1 rRNA gene is annotated in these 3,043 nt (G+C 51.1%); it reads left to right on the top strand.

The features are described from left to right. Positions 1-28 precede the first annotated feature (28 nt). A 23S ribosomal RNA gene (locus R7D93_RS25025) occupies positions 29-2,917 on the top strand. The last annotated feature ends 126 nt before the right edge of the window (positions 2,918-3,043 follow it).

The raw sequence follows: 3,043 nt of genomic DNA on the forward strand, positions 1-3,043 counted from the left end.
ATCAACTCGAAACTCCTTCGGGTTGTATGGTTAAGTGACTAAGCGTACACGGTGGATGCCTTGGCAGTCAGAGGCGATGAAGGACGTATTAACTTGCGATAAGCCCAGATTAGGTAGTAAAAACCATTTGAGTCTGGGATTTCCGAATGGGGAAACCCAATACCATAAGGTATTACTGTTGAGTGAATACATAGCTCAACAGGGCGAACCGGGGGAACTGAAACATCTAAGTACCCCGAGGAAAAGAAATCAACCGAGATTCCGAAAGTAGCGGCGAGCGAAATTGGACTAGCCCTTAAGCTTTACACGCGTTAGACGAACAGCCTGGAAAGGCTGACGATACAGGGTGATAGTCCCGTAGTTGACGACGTGTGTTCAGTGAAATCGAGTAGGGCGGGACACGTGATATCCTGTCTGAATATGGGGGGACCATCCTCCAAGGCTAAATACTACTGACTGACCGATAGTGAACCAGTACCGTGAGGGAAAGGCGAAAAGAACCCCTGTGAGGGGAGTGAAATAGAACCTGAAACCGTGTACGTACAAGCAGTAGGAGCAGGCTTGTCCTGTGACTGCGTACCTTTTGTATAATGGGTCAGCGACTTATATTCAGTGGCAAGGTTAACCATCTAGGGGAGCCGTAGGGAAACCGAGTCTTAACTGGGCGTTCAGTCTCTGGATATAGACCCGAAACCAGGTGATCTAGCCATGGGCAGGTTGAAGGTTGAGTAACATCAACTGGAGGACCGAACCGACTAATGTTGAAAAATTAGCGGATGACTTGTGGCTAGGGGTGAAAGGCCAATCAAACCTGGAGATAGCTGGTTCTCCCCGAAAGCTATTTAGGTAGCGCCTCGGACGAATACTACTGGGGGTAGAGCACTGTTAAGGCTAGGGGGTCATCCCGACTTACCAACCCTTTGCAAACTCCGAATACCAGTAAGTACTATCCGGGAGACACACGGCGGGTGCTAACGTCCGTCGTGGAGAGGGAAACAACCCAGACCGCCAGCTAAGGTCCCAAATTACTACTAAGTGGGAAACGATGTGGGAAGGCTCAGACAGCCAGGATGTTGGCTTAGAAGCAGCCATCATTTAAAGAAAGCGTAATAGCTCACTGGTCGAGTCGGCCTGCGCGGAAGATGTAACGGGGCTAAGTAGTAAACCGAAGCTGCGGCAATACTCTTTGAGTATTGGGTAGGGGAGCGTTCTGTAAGCGGTTGAAGGTGTGTGGTAACGCATGCTGGACGTATCAGAAGTGCGAATGCTGACATGAGTAACGATAAAGGGGGTGAAAAACCTCCTCGCCGGAAGACCAAGGGTTCCTGTCCAACGTTAATCGGGGCAGGGTAAGTCGACCCCTAAGGCGAGGCCGAAAGGCGTAGTCGATGGGAAACGGGTTAATATTCCCGTACTTCTTACAATTGCGATGGGGGGACGGAGAAGGCTAGGTGGGCCTGGCGACGGTTGTCCAGGTTCAAGTGCGTAGGCTGAGAAATTAGGTAAATCCGGTTTCTCTTAAGGCTGAGACACGACGTCGAGCATCTACGGATGTGAAGTCATTGATGCCATGCTTCCAGGAAAAGCCTCTAAGCTTCAGATTGTAAGGAATCGTACCCCAAACCGACACAGGTGGTCGGGTAGAGAATACCAAGGCGCTTGAGAGAACTCGGGTGAAGGAACTAGGCAAAATGGTACCGTAACTTCGGGAGAAGGTACGCTCTCGACGGTGAAGTCCCTTGCGGATGGAGCTATTGAGAGTCGCAGATACCAGGTGGCTGCAACTGTTTATTAAAAACACAGCACTGTGCAAAATCGCAAGATGACGTATACGGTGTGACGCCTGCCCGGTGCCGGAAGGTTAATTGATGGGGTTAGACTTCGGTCGAAGCTCTTGATCGAAGCCCCGGTAAACGGCGGCCGTAACTATAACGGTCCTAAGGTAGCGAAATTCCTTGTCGGGTAAGTTCCGACCTGCACGAATGGCGTAATGATGGCCACGCTGTCTCCACCCGAGACTCAGTGAAATTGAAATCGCTGTGAAGATGCAGTGTACCCGCGGCTAGACGGAAAGACCCCGTGAACCTTTACTACAGCTTGGCACTGAACATTGACCCTACATGTGTAGGATAGGTGGGAGGCTTTGAAGCGCAGTCGCTAGATTGCGTGGAGCCGTCCTTGAAATACCACCCTTGTAGTGTTGATGTTCTAACGTCGACCCCTGATCGGGGTTGCGGACAGTGCCTGGTGGGTAGTTTGACTGGGGCGGTCTCCTCCCAAAGAGTAACGGAGGAGCACGAAGGTGGGCTAATCACGGTTGGACATCGTGAGGTTAGTGCAATGGCATAAGCCCGCTTGACTGCGAGAATGACAATTCGAGCAGGTGCGAAAGCAGGTCATAGTGATCCGGTGGTTCTGAATGGAAGGGCCATCGCTCAACGGATAAAAGGTACTCCGGGGATAACAGGCTGATACCGCCCAAGAGTTCATATCGACGGCGGTGTTTGGCACCTCGATGTCGGCTCATCACATCCTGGGGCTGAAGTCGGTCCCAAGGGTATGGCTGTTCGCCATTTAAAGTGGTACGCGAGCTGGGTTTAGAACGTCGTGAGACAGTTCGGTCCCTATCTGCCGTGGGCGTTGGAGAATTGAAAGGGGCTGCTCCTAGTACGAGAGGACCGGAGTGGACGAACCTCTGGTGTTCGGGTTGTGTCGCCAGACGCATTGCCCGGTAGCTAAGTTCGGGATCGATAACCGCTGAAAGCATCTAAGCGGGAAGCGAGCCTTGAGATGAGTTCTCCCTGATACTTTAAGTATCCTAAAGGGTTGTCGTAGACTACGACGTTGATAGGCAGGGTGTGTAAGCGTTGTGAGGCGTTGAGCTAACCTGTACTAATTGCCCGTGAGGCTTAACCATACAACACCCAAGGGGTTTTGATGGACTCAATGAAAGAACATTGAATGTGTAAGAACGAGAATTAAAAAAACGGCTTTCCAGATTAAAGAATTTGCTTGGCGACCATAGCGTTTTGGACCCACCTGA

It is taken from the genome of Vibrio sp. YT-15 (assembly GCF_033337445.1).
GTDB classification, from domain to species: Bacteria; Pseudomonadota; Gammaproteobacteria; order Enterobacterales; family Vibrionaceae; genus Vibrio; species Vibrio alginolyticus.